Below are 2,993 nucleotides of genomic sequence, written 5' to 3' on the forward strand. Positions count from 1 at the left end.
TCATCGGCCGGATCGACAACCAGGCGAAAATCCGGGGCTACCGGATTGAGACGGGCGAGATCGAGTCGCAGCTGCTGCGGGTGGAAGGCGTGCGCGAAGCGGTGGTGCTGGTTCGAAGTGACGCGAACGGGCAGAAGGCGCTATGCGCGTATTACACGCCGGATACCGGAGCGGAGCTGGCGGTGAACGATTTGCGCAGCGCGCTGGCGCAGGAGCTGCCGGGCTACATGATCCCGTCGTACTTCGTGGAGCTGGAGCGCCTGCCTCTGACGCCGAACGGAAAGATTGACCGGAAGGCGCTGCCGGCGCCGGAAGGGGAAGCGGGAAGCGGAACGGAGTACGTCGCACCGCGCAATGAGCTGGAAACGAAGCTGGCGGCGATTTGGCAGGAGGTGCTGGGGCTTGCGAAGGAGATTGGCGTTCACGACAACTTCTTCGACATCGGCGGCCACTCCCTGCGAGCGACGACGCTGGCGGGCAAGGTATTTAAGGAATTAAACGTCAACCTGCCGCTGCGCGACGTATTCCGTCACTCGACGATTGCGGCGATGGCCGAGGCGATCGCCCGGATGGAACGGCGGGAGCATGAGGCCATTCCTCAAGCTGAGGAGAGAGAGTACTACCCTCTGTCCTCAGCGCAGAAACGGCTGTTCATTCAGCACACGCTGGATGGAGCGGATCAGCTTTACAACATGCCGGAGCTGGTGCAGGTGGAAGGCGAGTTTGATTTAGACCGGTTGGAAGCCGCCTTGCGGAAATTGATAACACGGCATGAATCGCTGCGCACCGGTTTTGAAATCGTGAAGGGCGAAGCGGTTCAGCGGATTTACCCGCAGGTCGATTTTGCTATCGAGCATCATCAAGCGGATAAAGAGGATGCGGCTCAAATCGAGCAGATCGTCCGCAGCTTCGTTCGTCCGTTTGATCTCGGCAAGCCGCCGCTGCTGCGCGCCGGGGTCATCGAGCTGGAGCCGAACCTGCATATTCTCCTTTTCGACATGCACCATATGGTGTCCGACGGCGTATCGATGGCGATTGTGATCGATGAGTTCTCGAGTTTCTACGCCGGGGAAGAACTGCCGCCACTGCGCATTCAATACAAGGATTATGCCGTTTGGCAGCAGTCGAAGGCCCACCGAGAGCGGATCGGGCGGCAGGAAGCGTACTGGCTGCAAACCTTCGAAGGCAAGCTGCCGACGGCGGACCTGCCGATGGACTATGAACGGTCTGCGGCTCGCAGCTACGAAGGCGCGCATCTGGAGTTCGACGTCGAAGCTTCTCTCTCTGCGCGGCTGCGCGAATTGGCGGCCGAGCGTGAAAGCACGCTGTTCATGGTGCTGCTTGCGGCTTATACCGTGCTGCTGTCCAAGTACAGCGGGCAGGAGGACTTGGTCGTGGGCACCCCGGTGGCGGGAAGAACGAACGCCGATTTGGAACCGGTCATCGGGATGTTTGTCAATACGCTGGCGATCCGCAATCGTCCGTCGGGCGACAAAACGTTCTTGTCCTACCTGGAAGAAGTGAAGGAAACGGCTTTGGGTGCTTTCGAGAACCAGGATTATCCATTCGAGGAGCTCGTGGAGCGTTTGAATGTGAAGCGGGAGCCGGGCCGCTTCCCGCTGTTCGATGCCGTTTTTGACTTGCAAAATATCGAAGAACGAGACGCCGAGCTGGAAGGGGTCAGCCTGAAAACTTACGAGCTTGACCATTTGGAAGAAGCGAAGTTCGATCTGACGCTGTTTATGTATGAAAACAACGGGGCGCTGAGCGGGGGCTTCTTCTACGCCACCAAGCTGTTCAAAGAAGCGATGATCCGCACCTTGACCGAGGATTACCTGCGGGTACTGTCTCAAATTGCGGAAAATCCACAACTCGAGCTAAGCCGGATTGAATGTCATAAACCGGCGGCAGGCGCAAAGAGTGCCGTCGATACGATCGAATTCGCGTTCTAATCCTACAAGCGCGCCTCCGCCGTCAAGCGAAAGCGGCGCGCATCCCAAGGAAGACGGCGAACAACGTCCAAGCCCGTAAACGCGCAGGCCGAAAGCAAGCTTTTTCGGACCTGCGCCGGGGCATGCGGTCACTTCATTTTTAGGGGAGGTACGAATGAAATCTTTGTTTGAAAAGGAAGAACGGTACTGGAGCGGCAAGTTTGACGCCGATGACAGCCTGAGCTTCCTTCCCTACAGTCAATCCTCCAAATTATCCGCCGACGGGGAAGCTGCGGCCGAGCCGGGCTTGCTTCACCGTACTCTGCCGAGCGAACTCTCGGAGAGAATCATTTGCCTCGCCAACGGTTCGGATTTGGCTTTGTACATGATTGTTTTGGCAGGAGTAAAAAGCCTGCTGTTCAAATATACTGGGCGGGACCAAGTGCTGGTCGGCATGCCTTCTTATAGCGCAGACCCCGACGGGACTCCGCCGCCGCATGACATCTTGGTGATCAAGACGTCCGTAAGCCGCCAGACTACGCTGAAAACGCTGCTCGGGGGCATCAAAGCCTCCATCGGCGAGGCGCTGGAGCATCAGCACCTGCCTTTTCGGAAAATGGTGGAGCCGCTCCATCTGGACTATACGGGGGACGGCCTCCCGGTCGTCAACACCGTCGCATCCTTCGCCCCGATTCATCTGGAACCGCTGGGTAACCGGGTGGCGGCCGATACGGTTTTTCGCTTCGACCGCCAAAACCACTCCATCGAGCTGGAAATAAGCTTTGACGGGCAGCGGTACGAGCGGGCATTTGTGGAACAGGCGGCCGACCATCTTGTTCGGCTGCTGTCCGTGCTTTTATTTCAGCCGGATCTGGAGCTTGGACAAGCCGATGTGCTGTCCCCAGACGAGAGGGAGACGCTGCTGAAGCGATTTAATGACACCGAAACCGGGTTCGAGCGGGGGAAAACGATTCACGGCTTGTTCGAAGAGCAGGCGGAGCTTTACCCGGACAACGTGGCCGCCGTCATGAACGAGCGGCAGCTGACCTACCGCGAGCTGAA

The 2,993-nt window shown here is 58.3% G+C and carries 2 protein-coding genes; both read left to right on the forward strand.

Annotation, left to right across the window (positions count from 1 at the left end; all coding sequences use genetic code 11):
• A partial coding sequence (locus E0698_RS26100) for a condensation domain-containing protein (protein ID WP_238354169.1) occupies positions 1-1,952 on the forward strand: 1,952 nt, incomplete at its 5' end.
• 154 nt (positions 1,953-2,106) lie between these two features.
• On the forward strand, positions 2,107-2,993 hold an 887-nt coding region (locus E0698_RS26105), incomplete at its 3' end, for a condensation domain-containing protein (RefSeq protein ID WP_238354170.1).

The sequence above is a fragment of the Paenibacillus sp. 23TSA30-6 genome (genome assembly GCF_014858585.1).
GTDB lineage: Bacteria > Bacillota > Bacilli > Paenibacillales > Paenibacillaceae > Paenibacillus.